This window comes from Streptomyces sp. NPDC008121 (assembly GCF_042957155.1).
Taxonomy (GTDB): domain Bacteria; phylum Actinomycetota; class Actinomycetes; order Streptomycetales; family Streptomycetaceae; genus Streptomyces.
This window is the reverse complement of sequence record NZ_JBIBHT010000001.1, coordinates 84,683-101,453: the sequence shown is the minus strand read 5'-3', so window position 1 is coordinate 101,453 and position 16,771 is coordinate 84,683. Positions and strand designations below refer to the sequence as shown.

The 16,771-nt window shown below is 74.6% G+C and carries 14 protein-coding genes; 11 read left to right on the top strand and 3 right to left on the bottom strand.

Annotated elements, in window-relative coordinates; genetic code table 11:
* Nucleotides 1–38: 38 nt before the first annotated feature.
* The 4 genes from ACFZBD_RS00440 to ACFZBD_RS00425 all read left to right on the top strand — a co-directional run bounded on the left by ACFZBD_RS00440 (nt 39) and on the right by ACFZBD_RS00425 (nt 8,112).
* Nucleotides 39–1,196, top strand: a complete 1,158-nt coding sequence (locus ACFZBD_RS00440) for an AAA family ATPase (protein WP_391132923.1) — start codon at nt 39–41, stop codon at nt 1,194–1,196.
* Nucleotides 1,193–5,089: a DUF5682 family protein gene (locus ACFZBD_RS00435; protein ID WP_391132920.1), complete on the top strand. Its 3,897-nt coding sequence runs from the start codon at nt 1,193–1,195 to the stop codon at nt 5,087–5,089. The genes ACFZBD_RS00440 and ACFZBD_RS00435 overlap by 4 nt, the downstream gene beginning before the upstream one ends.
* On the top strand, nt 5,086–7,014 hold the full coding sequence (locus tag ACFZBD_RS00430) for a hypothetical protein (RefSeq protein ID WP_391132917.1): 1,929 nt from the start codon (nt 5,086–5,088) through the stop codon (nt 7,012–7,014). Before ACFZBD_RS00435 ends, ACFZBD_RS00430 begins: the two co-directional genes overlap by 4 nt.
* Nucleotides 7,015–7,206: 192 nt before the next feature.
* The gene (locus tag ACFZBD_RS00425; protein WP_391132914.1) at nt 7,207–8,112 is read left to right on the top strand and encodes a DUF817 family protein; all 906 of its coding nucleotides are present in this window, start codon (nt 7,207–7,209) and stop codon (nt 8,110–8,112) included.
* 73 nt (nt 8,113–8,185) lie between these two features.
* On the opposite strand, the gene ACFZBD_RS00420 is transcribed toward ACFZBD_RS00425, so the two are convergent.
* Entirely contained in the window at nt 8,186–8,704 is a 519-nt protein-coding gene (locus ACFZBD_RS00420) for a hypothetical protein (protein ID WP_391132911.1), read from the bottom strand.
* Nucleotides 8,704–8,949 (bottom strand): helix-turn-helix transcriptional regulator, encoded by a 246-nt coding sequence (locus tag ACFZBD_RS00415; RefSeq protein ID WP_055639523.1) that lies wholly within the window; start codon nt 8,947–8,949, stop codon nt 8,704–8,706. Before ACFZBD_RS00415 ends, ACFZBD_RS00420 begins: the two co-directional genes overlap by 1 nt.
* A 452-nt stretch (nt 8,950–9,401) precedes the next feature.
* Between ACFZBD_RS00415 and ACFZBD_RS00410 the strand changes: the two genes are divergently transcribed.
* The 4 genes from ACFZBD_RS00410 (at nt 9,402) to ACFZBD_RS00395 (ending at nt 12,370) form a co-directional block, all read left to right on the top strand.
* Nucleotides 9,402–9,872, top strand: a complete 471-nt coding sequence (locus tag ACFZBD_RS00410; protein ID WP_391132907.1) for a lamin tail domain-containing protein — start codon at nt 9,402–9,404, stop codon at nt 9,870–9,872.
* Between the two features lie 298 nt (nt 9,873–10,170).
* Entirely contained in the window at nt 10,171–10,602 is a 432-nt protein-coding gene (locus ACFZBD_RS00405) for a 2'-5' RNA ligase family protein (RefSeq protein WP_391132904.1), read from the top strand.
* Entirely contained in the window at nt 10,538–10,738 is a 201-nt protein-coding gene (locus tag ACFZBD_RS00400; protein WP_391132901.1) for a hypothetical protein, read from the top strand. The genes ACFZBD_RS00405 and ACFZBD_RS00400 overlap by 65 nt, the downstream gene beginning before the upstream one ends.
* Nucleotides 10,739–10,984: 246 nt before the next feature.
* The gene (locus tag ACFZBD_RS00395) at nt 10,985–12,370 is read left to right on the top strand and encodes an FAD-binding protein (protein ID WP_391132898.1); all 1,386 of its coding nucleotides are present in this window, start codon (nt 10,985–10,987) and stop codon (nt 12,368–12,370) included.
* Between the two features lie 9 nt (nt 12,371–12,379).
* On the opposite strand, the gene ACFZBD_RS00390 is transcribed toward ACFZBD_RS00395, so the two are convergent.
* The gene (locus tag ACFZBD_RS00390) at nt 12,380–12,859 is read right to left on the bottom strand and encodes an ATP-binding protein (protein ID WP_391132895.1); all 480 of its coding nucleotides are present in this window, start codon (nt 12,857–12,859) and stop codon (nt 12,380–12,382) included.
* Between the two features lie 298 nt (nt 12,860–13,157).
* Between ACFZBD_RS00390 and ACFZBD_RS00385 the strand changes: the two genes are divergently transcribed.
* From ACFZBD_RS00385 to ACFZBD_RS00375, 3 genes are all read left to right on the top strand, one after another.
* Nucleotides 13,158–13,970 (top strand): DeoR family transcriptional regulator, encoded by an 813-nt coding sequence (locus ACFZBD_RS00385; protein ID WP_391132892.1) that lies wholly within the window; start codon nt 13,158–13,160, stop codon nt 13,968–13,970.
* 97 nt (nt 13,971–14,067) lie between these two features.
* On the top strand, nt 14,068–15,150 hold the full coding sequence (locus ACFZBD_RS00380) for a substrate-binding domain-containing protein (RefSeq protein WP_391135814.1): 1,083 nt from the start codon (nt 14,068–14,070) through the stop codon (nt 15,148–15,150).
* 286 nt (nt 15,151–15,436) lie between these two features.
* A complete protein-coding gene (locus tag ACFZBD_RS00375; RefSeq protein WP_391132889.1) occupies nt 15,437–16,276 on the top strand; it encodes an SUMF1/EgtB/PvdO family nonheme iron enzyme in 840 nt (279 codons plus the stop codon).
* Nucleotides 16,277–16,771: the final 495 nt, after the last annotated feature.

Genomic DNA, 16,771 nt, shown 5'->3' with positions numbered 1-16,771 from the left:
CGGCCACCCGTACCCGAACCATTCGGAGGAACACCCGCATGACCCTCACCGACCAGCCCGCCCCCGCCGCCCGGCAGATCCAGCCGGCCGAGGAGCGGTACGCGGCGGAACTCGCCTTCCTCGCCGCCCAGGACCCCGGCCCGCGCCCGCCCGGCTGGGCCCTCACCCCGCGCGCGGCCGTCACCTTCGTCTGCGGCAGCGACGGCAAGGAACTCGCCCTTCCCGGACGCCGCGCCGGGCTGCCGTCGAAGCAGGCGATCGCGCCGAAGTTCGTCGGCGAACGCGCCCTCGTGGAACGCTGCGTGGTCACCCTGGCCGGCGAGCGCGGACTGCTGCTCACCGGCGAGCCCGGCACCGCCAAGTCCATGCTGTCCGAGCTGCTCGCGGCCGCCGTCAGCGGCACCAGCGCCCTGACCGTGCAGGGCACCGCGGGCACCACCGAGGACGCCTTCCGCTACGGCTGGAACTACGCCCTGCTGCTCGCCCAGGGCCCCACCCCCCAGGCCCTCGTCGACTCTCCCGTGCTCGCCGCCATGCGCACCGGACGGGTGGTGCGGGTCGAGGAGATCACCCGCTGCCTGCCCGAGGTGCAGGACGCCCTGGTCTCGATCCTGTCCGACCGCCGCATCACCGTGCCCGAACTGACCGCCACCGAGGACGCGGTGGTCGCCGCGGTCCCCGGCTTCACCGTCATCGCCACCGCCAACCTGCGCGACCGGGGCGTCTCCGAGATGTCCGCGGCGCTGAAGCGACGGTTCAACTTCGAGACGGTTGACCCGATCGCCGACGCGGACGCCGAGGCCGTCCTCGTCCGCCGCCAGGCCGTCGCGGCGGTGCAGCGCGCGGGCGCGGCCTTCGGGGTCGACGACGCCGTCCTGGACGCCCTGGTCACCGTCTTCCGGGATCTGCGCTCCGGGCGCTCCACCGAGGGCTGGGACGTGGAGCGGCCCGGCACGGTCATGTCCACCGCCGAGGCGGTCCAGGTGGCGGCCTCCCTCGGCGTCGCGGCCGCCTACCTCCCGGGCGGGGACGTCCTGGACCTGCTGCCGGGACATCTCCTGGGCGTCGTCCGCAAGGACGACCCGGCCGACCACGCGCGTCTGCTCGGCTACTGGGACGGGCCCGTCCGCCGCCGCGCCGAGAGCGGCTCGGCGATGTGGCGCCGCCTCTGGGACCTGCGCGGGAGCCTGCGTTGACGACCGTCGATCCGCGCACGGCCGTGGACGCGCTGGCCGCCTCGCGCGAGCCGTATCTCCTCGGGGTGCGCCACCACAGCCCGGCCCTCGCCGCCATGGTGCCCGCGCTCCTGGAGGAGGCGGACGCCGAGGTGGTCTGCGTGGAGCTCCCGGCCGACTTCCAGCCCTGGCTGGAGCATCTGGCCGACCCGGAGACCGTCGCCCCGGTCGCCCTCGCCGGGACCGGCGCGGGCGGACGGCTGTCGTTCTACCCCTTCGCGGACTTCTCCCCGGAACTGGCCGCGGTGCGTTGGGCCCGGGCCCGCGGGGTGGAGGTCGTCTGCTGCGACCTGCCACTGTCCGACCCTGGCTGGGTCGCCGACGCCCCTGCGGATACGGAGACGGGCGCGGCTACGGGTACGGACGCGGGACCCGCGGGGAGGGGTGAGACGCGGGAGGGGCGCCCTTCCTTCGCCGGGGCGCTCGCCGCCGCCGGCACCGGGCGGGACGGCGAGGACCTGTGGGACCGGGCCGTGGAGGTCCTGGCTCCCGGCTGCACCCCGGAAGCGGTACGCCGCGCGGCCCTGGGTGTCGGCTGGGCCCTGCGTTCCGACGCGCCCGTGCCCGCCACCGACCTCGCCCGCGAGGCCCGGATGCGACAGGTCGTCACCGAGGCATCGGCGGGCGGCCGTCGGGTCGCCGCCGTGATCGGCGCGTTCCACGCCCCCGCCCTGCTCGCCGCACCACGCGCCTCGGCCGACGCGCGCCCCGGGGGCGAGGCTCCGCAGACCGGCCGGAGCGGCTCGGCGGCTATGACCGCGCAGGAGGCCGTCCACCCGGCCGTATCGGCCGACAATCCCACCGAGACCCGGCCACGGACCGCGCCCACCGCGTCGAAGAGCGGCGCGGCCTCGAAGGGCTCCGTCACAGCGAAGAGCACCGCAGCCACGCATGGCTCCGCCACAGCGGAGAGCGGCGCGCCCACGGGAAGCTCTGCCACAGCGATGAGCGGCGCGTCCACGGAAAGCGCCACAGCGAAGAGCACCGCGCCCACGGAAAGCTCCGCCAAGGCGAAGAGCACCGCGCCCACGGCAAGCTCCGCCGTGGCCGGTGCGGTGACCTCCTTCGTGCCGTACTCCTTCGACCTGCTCGACTCCCGGTCCGGCTACCCCGCCGGAATCCGCGACCCGCTGTGGCAGCAGGCCGTCCTCACCGCCGCCGGCGACCCGGACCGCGTCCGCGAGGCGGCCGGCACCGCGATCGTCGGTCTCTGCCGGGAAATGCGCCGCGCGGGCCACACCGCGGGCACCGGCGAAGCCGCTGAGACGCTGCGTCTCGCCTGCGACCTGGCCGCGCTCCGCGGACTGCCCGCGCCCGGGCGCGGGGAACTCCTGGAGGCCGTCACCACCGTCCTCGGACAGGGCGAACCCCTCGGCCGGGGCCGGGCGCTCGCCCGCGCGCTGGAGGCCGTGCTCATCGGCACCGCCCGAGGCCGGACCAGCCCGCACGCACCCCGCTCCGGCCTCGGCCCCTCGGTCGAGGACGAGCTCACCCGACTGCGGCTGCCCCGCCCGGACGAACCCGAGCCCCGCGAGGTCCGCCTCGACCCGCTCCGTTTTCCCCTCGACGGCCGCCGCGAGGTGCTGCTCCAGCGCCTGCTGGTCATCGGCGCCTCCTACGGCGAACCCCTCGCCGTCGCGGCCACCGGGGACGGCACCGCGCTCGGCACCAAGTGGCGGCTGAACTGGACGCCGTCCGTCCCCGCGCGACTCGACCTCGCCGGAGTCCGCGGAGTCACCGCGGCCCAGGCCGCCGCCGGCACCCTGAGCGAGACGGCGCGCCGCGAGGTCGCCGAGGGCGGCCCCACCCCGGACCAGATCCTCGCCGGCCTGACCGCCGCCGCACGCTGCGACCTGCCCGACCTGGTCGAAGCACGGCTGCGCGAGGCCTCCGCCGTCCTCCCCGACACCGCCGGCCTCCCCGAACTCCTCGCCGCGCTGGACCTCTTGGAGGGCCTGCGCCGCGGCCACTACCCCGGCACCACGGCCGAGACGCGCACCCTCGCCGGAGCGCTCTCCGGTGAGCTGCTGGAGGCCGCCGTACGGTCGCTGCCCGGGCTGGCGGGAAGCGACTCCGCCGCCGACGCCGGGGCGCTGGTGGCGCTGGCGGACCGGACGGCCACCCGGCACCTCGGCATCCGGATGGACCAGGCCCTGGCCGAACTCGCCGGCACGGCCGCGCCCTTGATGCAGGGCGCCGCCCGGGCCGTACGCGTGATGCTCGACCTGGACCCCGCCGCGGGCCTGGGCGAGCGGGTGGCCGGCTGGATCGACGGGGCGACCGCCCCCGACACGCGACGCGCGCTCACGAAACGCCTCGCGGGTCTCCTCACGGCCGCCGGACCGCTGCTCCAGGCGTCCCCGGAGGCGCTCACCCCGCTGCTCGACCGGGTCGACTCCCTGGCCGACCAGGACTTCCTCGACCGGTTGCCGGCCCTGCGGGGCGGCTTCGACGCCCTGTCGCCGGCCGCCCGCGACCGGATGCTGGCCACGGTGACCGAGCGCCTCGGCGACCGGCTCGACCTTTCCCTCGACGCCCCGCCCGGCCTGCTCGCCCTCTGGGCGGCGGCCGACGCCGCAGGACTGGCCGCGCTCAAGGCCCTGCCCCTCCCTGCCCCCCAGGCGCACGGCGGGCCCCCGGCCGCCGCCGACACCCCGCCCTGCCCCGCCCCCGAAGGTGCGGACGACGCCGTACCGGCCGGCCACCCGACGGGCGCGGCAGGGACGTCCGACCGGAGACTCGGTCCCGCCGACCGGTGGCGGCTCCTCCTCGGCCGCCACGCGGACCGGCTCAGCGCCGACGCCCGCCGCTACGCCCGGGCCCTGGACGAGTTGTACGGCGGCGGACGCGGAGAGGGCGCCGACGACGTGGGCGGCGCATCCGGTCAGGGCGGCGGCCAGGAGGCCTCCTTCCCGACCGCCCGCGAGTGGGCGCAGGAGTTGGAGGCTCTCTTCGGGGCCGACGTACGCGAAGAGGTCCTCGCCGACGCCGCGGACGCGGGCCGCTCCGACGTCCTCACCCAGCTCGACCCTGCGGCGGTACGCCCCTCGGTGGAGCTGCTGAGTTCGGTCCTGTCCCTGGCCGGCGGCATGCCCGAGTCCCGGCTCGCCCGGCTGCGGCCGCTGGTCAAGCGGCTCGTCGACGAGCTGGCGAGGGAACTGGCCACCCGGCTGCGTCCGACGCTGGCCGGCCTGTCCACCCCGCGCCCCACCCGTCGGCCCGGTGGCCGGCTCGACCTCGCCCGCACCCTCCGCGCCAACCTCGCCCACACCCGGCGCACCGACGACGGCCGTGTCGTCGTCGTACCGGAACGGCCGGTGTTCAGCACGCGCGCGGGCAAGGAGTCGGACTGGCGCCTCGTCCTGGTCGTCGACGTCTCCGGCTCGATGGAGGCCTCGGTGATCTGGTCGGCCCTGACCGCCGCGGTGCTGGGCGGCGTTCCGACCCTGTCCACGCACTTCCTCGCCTTCTCCACCCAGGTGGTGGACCTGTCCGACCGGGTCGAGGACCCCCTGTCGCTGCTGCTGGAGGTCCGGGTCGGCGGCGGTACGCACATCGCGGCCGGACTCGCACACGCCCGTTCGCTGATCACCGTGCCGAGCCGCACCCTCGTCGTCGTGGTCAGCGACTTCGAGGAAGGCGCACCGCTCGCCGGGCTGCTGGGGGAGGTGCGCGCGCTGGCCGCGTCCGGCGCGCACCTGCTGGGCTGCGCGGCGCTCGACGACTCCGGGACGCCTCGGTACTCGGTGCCGGTGACCCGCCGACTCGCCGCCGCCGGCATGCCGGTGGCCGCCCTCAGCCCGCTCGCCCTCGCCCGCTGGGTGGGCGACCGCCTCCGTGGAGAACCCCGTTGAGCACCGAACTCCTGCCTCCCGTCGCCCCCGACGTCCTCGCCGAAGCCGTGGAGCAGCTCAGCGCACGGCTCCGCAAGAAGCTCGACGCCGCGATCGCCGGCTGCGCCGCGAACGCCGCCGTGGCGGGTGACGGTGCCGTCGAGGTGCGCTTCGGCGAGGACGCGGTGGTCACCCTGCGCCCGGCCCCGTCGGGCGCGGTCACCGATCCCGGACAGGCGGTCTGCACCTGCCTGCTGGCCCCGCGCTGTCTGCACCGGGCCGCTGCGCTGGGCGCCGCTCCCCTCGCGGACGCACCGACGCGGCCGGAGGCACCGGAGGAGACGGCCTTCGCCCCCGAGCCGCCCGCCGGACCCGCCGACGAGCCGGCCGGATCCACCTCGGAGGTCCCGCCCAGTACGACCGAACCCGGGCTCTCCGCCGGGACCACCGTCGACCACCGCGCCGCGCCCGCCCCGGCTTCGGCGGCCGGCCCGGCCCCCTCCGCCGATCCCGCCCCCGTCATCACCGCCACCGCCGCGCAGGTCCGGGCGGCGACCGCGCTCTGGGAGGCGGCCGCCGAGGCGCTCTCGGCGGGTGTCTCGGCGGGCGGGGCGGTGGTCCAGGCCGAGCTGCTCCGCGCCGCCCACACCGCTCGGCTCGCCGGGCTGCCCCGCGCCGAGGCCGCCACGCTGCGCGTCGTCCGCGGACTGCGCGCGGCCCGCGACCGGAGCCAGGGGCAACGCCTCGGCGACCTCGCGGCCGCCTTCCGGGAGCTGCTGGCCGGCGCCGCGCTGCTCGCCTCGGGGTCCGCCGCCCCCGACGCGGCCGGCACGACACGCCGCGCCTACGCACAGGGCGGCAGCCTCCGGGTGTACGGCCTGTGCCGGGAACCGGTGCTCTCCGCCACCGGGTACGGCGGCGTGGCCACCCACCTCACGGACCACGAGGGCGCCTGCTACACGGTGTCCGACGTACGCCCCGGGGGACTGGCCCGCGCCCGGGGGGCGGGGTCGGCGTCCGTGGCGCTCGGCGGTGCCGTCCTCGATCACGCCGGGCTGGCGCGCGGGGGCCTGCGGATCGTCGGCGCGACCGTCTCCCCGGACGGGCGGCTCGGGGCGGGCAAGGGCGTGAGCGCGACTCCGCTGCGCGGGGTGGACTGGACCGAGGAGCCCGCGGCCGCGCTCTTCGCCCGACCCGTGCACGAGGCGATGGCCGCCGCGCTCGCCGGCGGCCCGACCGAGAACGGTGAGACCGTGACGCCGCTGCTCGGCTGCGACGTGGAGGTGGTCGGCCCGGCGGGGGAGTACCTCGTGGTCCGGGTCGCCGGAGACGGCCCGTTGCTTCGGCTGCACCCGGCCCACCCCCATCCGGAGCTGCCGCACGCCGCCAACCTGCGCCGGCTCGCCCGGCACCCGGGACTCGCACTGCGGGTGCTGGGCCGCCCCGACCTGGACCTGGCGGCGACCCTCCGGCCCCTGGCGGTGGGCCCGGTCCCGGGAGCGTCGTACACGCTCCGCCTGCCGGAGGAGTGGCGGGGCCGCGCCGACCTGGGATACGACCGCCTCCAGGGCAGCCACTTCCCGCGCGGGACACCGGGCCCCGAGGCGTGCGCCCCGGTGGCGGAGGGGCCGGATCCGCTGGCGGACGCCCCGCTGTGGCGGGTGCGGCGGCTGCTGGAGACGGGCATCGCGGGCGGGCGACGGGCGGTCGCCGAGGCAGGCCGCGGCCCGGACACGGCGGCCCTCGTCGCGCCGCTGCGTAGGGCGGGCCTCGGCGGGGCGGCGGAACTGGCGGCTGCCCTGACGGCGGAGGCGGCTCACCGCCCCCGCGACGCCTTCGGCCGTCTCACCGACGCCTCGGCCGACGGCTACGCCCGCGCCTGGCTCGCCTCCGCCGTCCACCTCGCGGCGGCCGAACGGTCCCTGGTCGCGGCCTCCTGGTCGTGACCTCCGTGACCGGGCCCGCGGCGGCCATGCCCTCGGAACCTCCGTGACCGGGCCCGCGGCGGCCATGCCCTCCGAGGCCATGTCCTTCCGCGACGGTGATCAACCGGCCCGAAGGCCGCGGGGGCATGGCCGGGCGGGTGCGTTTGTGCTGGTCGGGAACCGAAGCAGGCCACGGGTACGTCATGCTCGGGCATGACGTACCAGCGGATCCTCCACGGCTGCGCGCAGTTCTGGCGTTTCGGGCTCGACCAGGTCCGGGCCGTCGCCTTCGCCGTCGTGCTCGTCGGCGGCATCGGGGCCTCCCGGCTGCTGCCCGCCGATCTGCCGGTCGCGCGCTACGACCTGCTGCTGCTCTTCGGAGTGGCGCTGACGGTTCTGGCCCGCAAGGTCGGCTGGGACGGGCCCCGGGACACCGCCGTGATCCTGGGCTGCCATCTCGTCGGGCTGCTCTTCGAGCTGGTCAAGGTGCGGATGGGCTCGTGGAGCTATCCGGAGGACGCCGTGTCCAAGATCGCGGGTGTCCCGCTCTACGGCGGGTTCCTGTACAGCGCCGTCGGCAGTTACTGCTGCCGGGCCTGGAAGATCATGGACCTGTCGCTGTCCCGCTACCGGCCCCGCACGATGGCGGTGCTCGCGGCCGCCGTGTACCTCAACTTCTTCAGCCACCATTGGCTGCCGGACGTCCGCGTCCTGCTCGCCCTGCTGCTCGTGGCCGCCATGGCCGGGACCTGGGTGCACTTCACCGTGGGCGCCGCGCGCTACCGCCTGCCGCTGGCCCTGGCATTCGCGCTGATCGGCTTCTTCCTCTGGGTCGCCGAGAACGCCGCGACCTTCGTCGGCGCCTGGAGCTACCCCCACCAACTCGACGGCTGGCAACCGGTCCCCCTCGCCAAGTTCGGCGCCTGGGCCCTGCTGATCAGCGTCACCTTCGTCCTCGTCGCCCGCACCCGTACCGCCCCGGACGCGCCCGCCCCCGCGCCCCCGGCGCCCGCGAGGCACCCCGGCCCGGTCGTGACGGCGCGGGTGGCTCCCGCCGGCCCGTGGCGGTCCCCGGCCCGCCTGTCCCGCGTGCTGCGGAGGAAGCGCCCGGTGGGGTGAACCCCGGCCACGGCCGTGCGTACCGCGGACCTCTCCCGGTCCCCGGTACGCACGGCGCGCGGTCCGACCGGCGCTACGCCTCGGCGTCGACGTCGTCGTCGCGCAGGTCGTCCTGGACGCGCAGCCCCGCCACCCACAGGGGCATGATCCAGTGCACGGCCAGCACCCCGGACAGGACCGGGGCGACCTCCGCCCGGAGAGGCTCGTCCGTCAGCGTGCCGTAGGCGACGGCGCCGATCGCCGCGGCGATGAGGAGCCACAGGGTGGCGCGGTGGGACAGGGCGCGCACCCGGTCGCGCTCGATGAGCTGGCGCTCGTCGAGCATCCGGCCGCGCAGTTCGAGCAGTCCGCGCGTGGAGCCGTTGAGGAGACCGGTGAGCAGGACCCAGGGGAGCAGGACCACGGCGATCACGGCGGCCGGCCAGAACCAGGGTCCGAAGACCGTGGCGATCCAGGCGCCCACCCCCACCGCGGTCAGGGCGACATGGGCTGCCACCACCGCCCGGCGACGGCCCGCGGTGGCGTGGAACCTCGCTGCCCGTCGGTCGTTCATCACCTGGTACATGCGCCGGTCGTAGCGCGTCGTGGTCATCACTGCTTCCTCCCGTAAACCTCGTCGGTGAGCGGCTGGAACGGCTCCAGGGAGAACAGCGCCTCCACCGGCAGGCCGAAGAACCGGGCCACTTTCAGCGCCAGATCGAGGCTGGGGTTGTACTGGCCGCGCTCGATGTAGCCGATGGTCTGGTAGTGGACACCCACCGCCTCGGCCAACGCCTGACGAGACACCTTCCGCTCAGCCCTGACAACCGCCAGCCTGTTGTGTACCTGCTCGCTCATGTATAAGAAGTACTACATCTCGACGGGTACATGCAACAAGATCGCCGACCGTCACCTCGGTCCGCCGGGCTTGGCCGTGCATGCGTACGAGAAGGCTTCGCATGAACGAAGAAACGTGCGGAACAGCCGTGACGTGGGCCCGTACCCCGGTCGGAGCAGTGCGCCGGGTGTCGTCGCACGCGTATGCGCCGGCGTCCATGCGGGATCGCCCTTGATCACCATGGGGTGGGTGTAGAGGTCAGCGAATGTCAGGATCACGACCGATACGGGTGTTTGACGTATACAAGCGACAGTTACGGAAATGTCCGCGTTCGGTAACGGCAAGCGGTCGGGCTGTCGGCGCGCTCCGAGGAGCCGCAAGGTAAGCGTCCTCGGCCCACACCGGACCGAGGTCGCACCCACATCCACCGGGAGCCTTCCGGTGGAGAAACGTTCTTGAGGGGACATCACCCATGTCTGCTTCTTCGACCGCCCGCCGCATCGCGGCGACCGTCCTGGCCGCCGGCGCGATCACCTCCGTCGCCGCCCTGCCGGCCGCCGCCCACGACGGCGACCGCCACCAGAAGCCGCGGGTCGAGATCAGCCGCGTCCAGGCCGACAGCCCCGGCCGCGACAACCGCTCCAACCGGTCGCTGAACGCCGAATGGATCGAGATCACGAACACCACCCGTCACTCGGTCAACCTCAAGGGGTGGACGCTCCGCGACGACGACGGAAACCGCTACACCTTCGACCGCGTCCGCCTCGCCGGCCGCGCCACCCTCCGCATCCACACCGGCGAGGGCCGCGACACCCGGACCGACCTCTTCCAGGACCGTCGTGACTACGTGTGGGACGACCGGCGCGACAAGGCCATCCTGCGCGACGACCGCGGCCGCACCGTGGACACCCACTCCTGGGGTCATCACCACCACCGCCGCTGACCCCCGGCCTGACCGGCCCCTCCCCCCGAGACCGTCGCGGCCGGAGGGGCCGGACAGGCTTCGCTGAACCCCGTACACGTGTGCGCCGGGCAGTCCGAACTGCCCGGCGCGCCCGTGTGTCCACGCCCCGCCCGGCCGCTTGGCGGAAGGGCTGATCGTTTCTGCGGTGAAGCCGCTCGTCCGCCCGGGTGAGGCCACTCCGCCGCCGCCCACCCGTGTCGGTCGCCGGGGCAATCCCTGCAACGTCGCCGCCCGACGCGGGATCGGCGGAGAGCACGCTCATGTACGGAGGAAGCGCATGGCGAAGGACCACACGACGAACGCCTTCATCTCCCTGAGGGTCCCCGGCACGCTGGTGGACGCCCTGGTGGAGCTGCAGCACGACTGCGCGGACCGGGTCGACCCCCAACAGCCGGAGCACATCCACATCACCCTGGGCTTCATTGGCGGCGCCGACGACCGCAGGCTGGCGGACGTCCGCGGCCTCGTCGAACAGGGGGATTGGCCCGCTCCGGTCGTCCGCCTGACCGGCGAGGTGCGGCACGGCAGCTGGAGTCTGCGGAAGGACCCCGCCTATCGCTACGACGAGGACGTCGTGCAGAAGGGCGAGCAGGTCCGCCTTGGTGTCGAACACAGCCCCGAACTGGCCCGTCCAGGAGGAGATCATGCGCGCCCTGGACATCGTCGAGGAGGACTTCTGGCCTCACGTGACGCTCGGTCTGGCGCGTGAGGACTTCCCGGCCGCCGAGGTCAAGGGCTTGAGGCTGCCGTCGGCCGGCGGCCCGGCGCCGAGCGTGGACGCGCAGAAGGAGGTGTCGCCCACCGAATACACGCTCCTCGCCCGTCGGGAACTCCCCTCCCGCTGAACGCGTGTCGCCCTCCCCGCTGCCCGCGAGTGCCCGCCGAGCGGCGTCGCCCCGGAGTCGACATGTCGCCTATCTCCTTTCCCAGGTGGATTTTTGGTGGACTCTTCGGCAGGGAAGAGATCACCATGTGAGGAAAGTGTGTCGACGTGCGGGGGCGCCCGGCCGCCTCACCGGATCGGCACACCGTCCCCCGACTCCATCCGGGCAAGGGGGACGACCCTGCCCCTGACCCGATCTGGAGTACGCGTGACGCCTTCCCACCCCGCCTCCCCGCAGCCCGACGCGGCCGCGGCCGCCCCGGCCGTCGGCGCCTTCGACGCGGTCCCCGCGCTCGACGGGGAGCTGAGCTTCGCCCCGGCCGTCCTCGACGCCGCGTCCACCGACTTCGGCGGTCTCGTCCGGCAGCCGCCCGCCGCGGTCCTGCGGCCCGGATCGGCCGAGGACGTCGCCGCGATGGTCCGCTACTGCCGGGAACGCGGGGTGAAGGTCGCCGCGCGAGGACAGGGGCACTCGACCAACGGGCAGGCGCAGGTGCCCGCCGGGCTCGTCATCGACCTCGGCTGCCTGGACGCCATCGACATCCGCGAGGACACGGCGGTCGTCCAGGGCGGAGCCCGGTGGAGCACCCTGGCCCAGGCCTCCCTGACCCGGGGGCTCACGCCGCCGGCCTTCACCGACTACCTGGAACTCTCGGTCGGCGGCACGCTGTCGGCCGGAGGCCTGGGCGGGCAGATCGGCCGTTACGGCACGCAGGTCGACAACGTCGTCGAACTCCAGGTCGTCACCGGCGAAGGCGAGCTCACGACCTGCTCGTCGTCCGAGCGCCCCGACCTCTTCCGGGCCGTCCTCGGCGGCCTCGGCCAGTGCGCCCTCATCACCCGCGCCACGATCACCCTGGTGCCCGCGCCCCGCTCCGTACGGCACTACGTCCTGATGTTCCCGAGCGTCGCCGCGCTCACCGCGCAGCAGGCCAGGCTGATCGAGGAGGGCCGCTTCGACTACCTCGTCGGGCAGGCCCTGCTCACCCCGGACGGCTGGTCCTACATGCTCGAAGCCGCCGCCTACGACGGGACGGCGGCCGACGACGCCCGGCTCACGGCCGACCTGGAGCCCACGACGACACAGGCCCAGGACGTCGACTACTTCGACTTCGTCAACCGGCTCGCCCCCGCGGTGGAGGCGTTCCGGGCGATGGGGGAGTGGCAGCGCCCGCACCCGTGGTACGACAGCCTGCTCCCCGCCTCCACGGTGCACTCGGTCGTCACCGAGACGCTGGCCGGCCTCACGTCGCGCGCGATCGGGGCGACCGCGGTCATCCTGCTGTACCCCATCCTCACCGCCAAGTGCGCGACCCCGCTCCCGGTCATGCCCGACGAGGAACTCGTCTATCTCTTCTCCCTGCTCAAGACCGCCTCCCCCGGAGCCGATCCGGCGGAGGAAATGGTCGCCGCGAACCGCCGCCAGTACGGCGCCACCCGCGAAGCGGGCGGCTGCTGGTACCCGATCGGATCGGTGCCCCTCACCCGGGACGACTGGGAGCGCCATTTCGGCGCCTTCTGGCCGGAGTTCGAGGCCGCCCGGCACCGCTACGACCCCGACGGCGTCCTCACACCAGGCCAGCGCATCTTCTGACCCGGGCGCTCAGGCCGCGGCGAGCCGCGCCCAGTGGATGGCCGTACCGTCCGGGAGGGTGTCCGTCTCCCGGACGTCGGTCAGCGCCTCGACGATGCCCAGACCCCGGCCGTGCTCCTCGTCCGTGCAGGAGGACGTCCAGGGGCCGTCGTGCGGCGCCGGCCCGCCGTCGGAGACGCCCACCCAGACGCGCCGCTGCGCCGGATCGCGGTGGAGGTGCAGGACCAGGGGCGGCAGCGCGTGCTCGACCGCGTTGGTCACCAGCTCCGAGACGACCAGCGCGACCGAGTCCGCGTCGGGCACCACCCACCGGTCCAGCAGCTCCCGCGCGAGGCGCCGAGCCGCACCGACCGCCTGCGGGCAGTGGTCGAGCGGGCGGACGACACCGGCGGTCGGGGAGTGACAGGAACGCGGCGGGAGGGAACGTACTCCCACGTCGTCACCGCCCGTGTCGAAGCGGACGGCGTCGTGGGGATCAGTGACGTACATGGGGACTCCGGAAGATCTCTCTCCAAAAGGTGACTCTTGCGAGCTTTGCCCCCCATGGAACCGTCTGGTCGGTCGGTCCGGATCGGGGAAAGTCCCTAGGTCATGTCCGGAAACTCCCGCCTGGCCCGTGACGCCTGGCCCCGGCCCGGGGCGTCCTAGGGACTTTCCCCGATCCCCTCGGTGCGCGGGCGGGCGAGCCTGGTCGGGGCCCACAAGGCCCCGGACGACGAGGCGCGAGGCCTCGGGCAGCCGAACCGTCAGCCTGCCGGATCCTCGCTGACGGCGGGACGGAGAACCTGTGAGTGACCGCTCGCGCGACACGCGCATCTCGATGATCCTGGCGCTCCTCGCGCAGAGGCGGGAAGTGCAGGTGCGCTTCCTGCCCTCCCGTCTCGGCGTCTCCGGCGCCACGGTCCGCCGCGACCTGGCCGTGATGGAGGAGAAGGGCCTGATCCGCCGGTCGTACGGCAAGATCGCCGCGGCGCACCGCGGAGCGGAACCACCCGTGAGCCTGCGCGGTTCCCAGCACACCGAGGCCAAGCGCCGCATCGGGGCCCTCGCCTCGACCCTGATACCGTCCCGGCCCCTCACGGTGGCGCTGGGGGGCGGCAGCACCGTCGGCTTCGTCGCCAAGAGCCTGGCGGGACGGGCGGGCCTCACCGTCGTCACCAACGGGCTCGACACGGCGACCTCGCTCATGGCCCGGCAGCTGGTGAAAGTGGTGGTCACCGGTGGCACGGCCCGCCCGCTCTCCCACGATCTCGTCGGGACCGTCGCCGAGAAGACCCTGCGCTCCTACCGGTTCGACGTCGCCGTCGTCGGGACGGACGGCGTCAGCCCGCAGGTCGGGCTGACGCGCTACACCGCCCCCGGCGCGGAGATCGACCGGATCATGCTCCAGCAGGCCGAGTACACGATCGTCGTCGCGGACAGTTCGAAGCTCGGCGCGGTGCAGCGGGCGAAGACGGTCGGACTGGCCTCCATCGACACCCTGGTCACCGACTCGCTGGCCAACGCCGACATGGTCGCCTCCCTCCGCCGGTGCGGGGTGCGCACCACCGTGGTGATGGTCCCGGCCGCCGCGAAAGGCCACCGTGCCCACTCCGTCTGACCCCGGCCCGGGCCCCGGCCCCGTCCCCGACGTCCCCGCCACGCACCGCGGCGACCGGAAGCGGCGTACGGAGGCACGGTGGCCGCGCCGGGTCTCGATGGCCGAGGTCGCCTCGCTCGCCGGTGTCTCCGCGCAGACCGTCTCACGCGTCGCGAACGGCGATCCGGCCGTCTCCCCGGGCACCCGCCGGAAGGTGCTGGACGCCATGGGCACGCTCGACTACCGCCCCAACAGCGCCGCCCGGGCGCTCAGACGAGGTGACTTCCGCACCCTCGGCGTGATCACCAGGGGCCTCTCCGACAGCGGCACCGTGCCCGGCACCGGCGACGTACGGACGCTGGAGGCCCTCGTCACCAGCGCCGCCCACGAGGGTTACGCGGTCACGCTGATCCCCCTGGACGCGCTGAACCAGGAGGACGTCACGGGCGCGTTCGCCCGGCTCGACGAACTCGCCGTGGACGCGGTGGCGCTGATGGTGGAGCTTCCCCTCCTCGACACGGCCCTCCTCGCCGTACCACCGCACGCCAAGGTCGTCGTGGTGGAATCCGACGCCTCCGGACCCTTCCCCGCCGTGGGCACGGACCAGCACCAAGGCGCCGACACGGCGGTCCGCCACCTGCTGGACCTCGGCCACCGCACCGTCTGGCACGTGGCCGGCCCGGAGGGGTCGACCGCCGCCCGTCACCGGGCGGCCGCCTGGGAGGAAGCCCTGCGCCGCGCGGGCCGTCCGATCCCGCCGCCGCTCAGGGGGGACGGGACCGCCGGCTCCGGCCATACGGCCGGCCTGCGTCTGGCCCACGAACCCGACTGTACGGCCGTGTTCGCGGCCGACGACCAGATGGCCCTCGGCGTCCTGCGTGCCCTGCACGAGTCCGGACGGCGGGTGCCCGAGGACGTCAGCGTCGTCGGCTTCGGCGACATCCCGACGGCGGGATCGCTCATACCGCCGCTGACGACGATCCGTGTGGACCGCGCCGCCCTCGGCCGGCTGTGTGTCGACGCGATGGTGCGGCAACTGCGCGGGGAGTCCCCGACGGGCACCACCCTGGTGCCGACGGCGCTGGTCGAGCGCGAGAGCACCGCCACGCCCCCGCGCCGCCCCGACCCCCTGTCCTCGGTCTTCCGGCCGCGGGCCTCCGGAGTCGCCGACTGGTGCCACTGCCGCACCTGTACGGGGTGAGGCGGGCGCCGTCGTCCACGGAGCGGCGGGGGAGAGCCGGGGCACTCAGACGTCCCGGCATGACGACTCCAGAGCGAGGGGTTTCCGGACGATCTTGGGGAACGGGCTGGTGGTTCTGATATTCCGTGTCCCGACCGGGAGGTGTCCATTGACCGCACATGAGGTCGGCGTGACGAACGGGAAGACTCCGAGGGGCGGCTCCCCCCGCCGCACGCCCGACGCGGCGCCCCGGACGAGACCCGCGGCGCCCGCCCTCCGCAGGGCGCGGCGAGCGTCCGGCGCGAGGATGGTGTCCGTGCCCGGCGGGACGTTCCGCATGGGCAACGAGGACGGGCTCGCCAACCCAGGTGACGGGGAGGCACCGGTGCGAGAGGTCACCGTCTCGCCGTTCCGCTTGGACGAGACGGCGGTGACCAACGCCCGCTTCGCCGCCTTCGTCAAGGAGACCGGATACGTCACCGGCGCCGAACGGTCCGGCTGGTCCCGCGTCTTCGCCGGCTTCCTCGCCCCGGACCTCGAGCGCGCGAGCCGCACCCCGCCCGGGGCCCCCTGGTGGCGGGCCGTGGAGGGGGCGTCCTGGCGTCGTCCCGAGGGTCCGGGCTCCGCCATCGGCGACCGCGCCCGGCACCCCGTCGTCCATGTGACCTGGGACGACGCCCAGGCCTACGCGGCATGGGCGGGGCGAAGGCTGCCGACCGAGGCCGAGTGGGAGTACGCGGCCCGCGGCGGCCTCGACCAGGCGCGCTATCCGTGGGGCGACGAGCTGACTCCGCGCGGCCGGTGGCGCTGCAACATCTGGCAGGGCGATTTCCCGGAGGGGGACACCGCCGACGACGGCTACGCGGGGACCGCTCCCGTCGACGCGTACCGGTCCAACGCCTACGGCCTGTGCAACATGGTCGGCAACGTGTGGGAGTGGGTGGCCGACCGTTTCACCGCCGAGCACCCGTCCGCTCCCCGCACCGACCCGCGCGGCCCCGAGGAGGGCGAGGACCGGGTCCTGCGCGGCGGCTCGTACCTGTGCCACGACGCCTTCTGCAACCGCCACCGCGTGGCCTCCCGTACTGCCCGCGCGCCCGGCTCCAGCGGCGGCGACCGCGGCTTCCGCTGCGCCGCCGACGCCTGACGGCGGACCGCACAACGCTCATCCGGAGTGAGCGTTTCACCTGGCCGGAAGAGGTGCCCACGGCGGCCGGAAGCGTACGGAAGGGCGGGGGAGGGGGTCGGGCTCCGCTCCCGTCACGTGCGGTGTTGCCACCGGTGCCGCCCGGCTCCGGACGCCGGTCCGCTCCGGCTGCGACCGGTCGGTAACTTCGCGGCCGGGCAGGCTGGTTGACGGCCCTTTCGCCCCGTCCTCATGCTCTGGCGACCCCGGGCGCGCCCACGCACCGGACACGGATGCGCCAGATCCTCACCGACCGGCAGCGAACGGAGTGAGACAGCGCGAACACCGATGACGGCGTGGTCGGGCCCGCCCCGCACCGGAAGGAAGACGGACATGAACGAAGCCGGCAGAGCGGGGCGTCGAGGGCTGACGCTAGGGGTGTTGTCGGTCGTCCTCGGTACGCTCGCCACCGGTACCGCGACCGCGGTACCCACTGTCACGGGGCCCGCTCTCACG

Coding starts and splice junctions, on each gene's coding strand:
- ACFZBD_RS00440 (WP_391132923.1), top strand. CDS start 39: ATGACCCTCACCGACCAGCCCGCCCCCGCCGCCCGGCAGATCCAGCCG.
- ACFZBD_RS00425 (WP_391132914.1), top strand. CDS start 7,207: ATGACGTACCAGCGGATCCTCCACGGCTGCGCGCAGTTCTGGCGTTTC.
- ACFZBD_RS00420 (WP_391132911.1), bottom strand. CDS start 8,704: ATGACCACGACGCGCTACGACCGGCGCATGTACCAGGTGATGAACGAC.
- ACFZBD_RS00415 (WP_055639523.1), bottom strand. CDS start 8,949: ATGAGCGAGCAGGTACACAACAGGCTGGCGGTTGTCAGGGCTGAGCGG.
- ACFZBD_RS00410 (WP_391132907.1), top strand. CDS start 9,402: ATGTCTGCTTCTTCGACCGCCCGCCGCATCGCGGCGACCGTCCTGGCC.
- ACFZBD_RS00405 (WP_391132904.1), top strand. CDS start 10,171: ATGGCGAAGGACCACACGACGAACGCCTTCATCTCCCTGAGGGTCCCC.
- ACFZBD_RS00400 (WP_391132901.1), top strand. CDS start 10,538: ATGCGCGCCCTGGACATCGTCGAGGAGGACTTCTGGCCTCACGTGACG.
- ACFZBD_RS00390 (WP_391132895.1), bottom strand. CDS start 12,859: ATGTACGTCACTGATCCCCACGACGCCGTCCGCTTCGACACGGGCGGT.
- ACFZBD_RS00380 (WP_391135814.1), top strand. CDS start 14,068: ATGGCCGAGGTCGCCTCGCTCGCCGGTGTCTCCGCGCAGACCGTCTCA.
- ACFZBD_RS00375 (WP_391132889.1), top strand. CDS start 15,437: ATGGTGTCCGTGCCCGGCGGGACGTTCCGCATGGGCAACGAGGACGGG.